The 1,515-nt window shown below is 55.1% G+C and carries 2 protein-coding genes; both read right to left on the reverse strand.

Translation table 11 applies throughout. The features are described from left to right. Positions 1-445 (reverse strand): hypothetical protein (locus tag H565_RS16720; RefSeq protein ID WP_211232128.1); only part of this gene is annotated, 445 nt, incomplete at its 3' end. Between the two features lie 197 nt (positions 446-642). Continuing rightward, entirely contained in the window at positions 643-1,338 is a 696-nt protein-coding gene (locus tag H565_RS16430) for a hypothetical protein (RefSeq protein WP_157468967.1), read from the reverse strand. Positions 1,339-1,515 lie beyond the last annotated feature (177 nt).

The raw sequence follows: 1,515 nt of genomic DNA on the forward strand, positions 1-1,515 counted from the left end.
CCTGGATGCCCTTCGCGCCGTGCTCACCAAGCCCAACCGTGGGCTTGCACACGCGTTTCCCGACTTCCTCGCCACTTTTGACCCCTAGAGAGCTTACTCCGTTCCGCGCACCGACGAATTCATCAATTTCTATGTGGGGCTGAATGGCTCGGCTGGCAGTGCCGTCGAGAGCGGACTCTCCTACGGTTACCGGGATGGTAAGTTCGCCTGGCGTTACTTCCTGAACAATGGCAACAGCACCCAGTTTCAGTCCGTCGAGTACCCCGGAGGACTGACAGGTGGGCAGATCGTCCCGGTTCAGTTGGAGATCATCAACGGCGTGGCCTACTTCACGGCAGGTGGCCAGTATAAGTTGCAGGTCGCCGTATCCAACGATCTGAGGAACCCCGCACAGGCCAAACAGGTCATCGCTGCCAAGGAAGAGGCTGGAGGAACTGTCACCCACGCCAAAGTCATCTTCAGTAACCTTCAGGTGAAGTCGGCGGGGAGTTTCGTGGCCTGGACAACCAGCACACCTACCAATCCACCATATACCAACACTTCCCGTTACGTTCTAGGGAATACAACCGGCGTTCCCCTGACGGCCACACTCAACCCTTAAACAGATTTCAGCAAGAACGCCCCCTTCTAGGGGCGTTCTTGCTAGTGCTTGACTGTCTCACCCGGCAAGATATGGAAGATGGATAGACCTCGTTGGCGGATTTCCCCCAGGTTCTGTTTGACTTGCCAGTCCCCCACGACTACCCGTTCGCCATTTGGTTTGAGGAAGCCATACCTAAAGTCCGCATTAAATGGGACATCATTGTAAAACGCCAGCGTTCCCCTGTCATTTGGAGCATGTCCACATTGCTCCATGTCTGTCTGATCAACCCCGAAGACACGTGATGCAACTGTCTTACCACTGCCCTTATCTTTAGGCTCTTTAGGCACGGCTTGCCAGATGCGGTAAGCGCCATCCGGGCGCAGCTCATAATAATTGACTCGCCCACCTGGAACAGTCTGGTAAAAACGCAATGCCTCTCCAAGAGGGAAATAAGTGTTCGTTCCAAAATCAAAGTTTTGCGTCGTTACACAGGGTGGGAGTCTAGCGGCGGTAGCAGTCACGACATCTACCACGATCTGACGGGCTTGAGGAAGATTGCCTTGACGGAGGAGGCGCGTGGCCTCTGCGTAAGCCTGACGAGTCTGCGGAGTGTTCACGTAGGGAATACTGATGCCAGCCGACCCCCCGGCAGCCACCATTCCAGACAGGGCCGTCATCAGGGCCATCAAGCGCAAGAAGGTAAGATTCATCATCGACTCCTGTGGAAAAGGCAATACCGTGTTGTCATCCTTCACCGTAACACGAATGCTTAACCACTCCCAGCACCGGGAGCGGTACAGTCACTGGAAATTCGATTGAAGGGGCAGAGGGCAAGCTGCACTCAGGGATGCTCTTCCACCTCAGCCGTAAGCCCCCAGTCTCTCTAGGGGTCAAAAGTCAGATGGAGACTTGAGAAGTCGGCTCCTGTACGG

It is taken from the genome of Deinococcus murrayi DSM 11303, assembly GCF_000482805.1.
Classification (GTDB): Bacteria; Deinococcota; Deinococci; order Deinococcales; family Deinococcaceae; genus Deinococcus; species Deinococcus murrayi.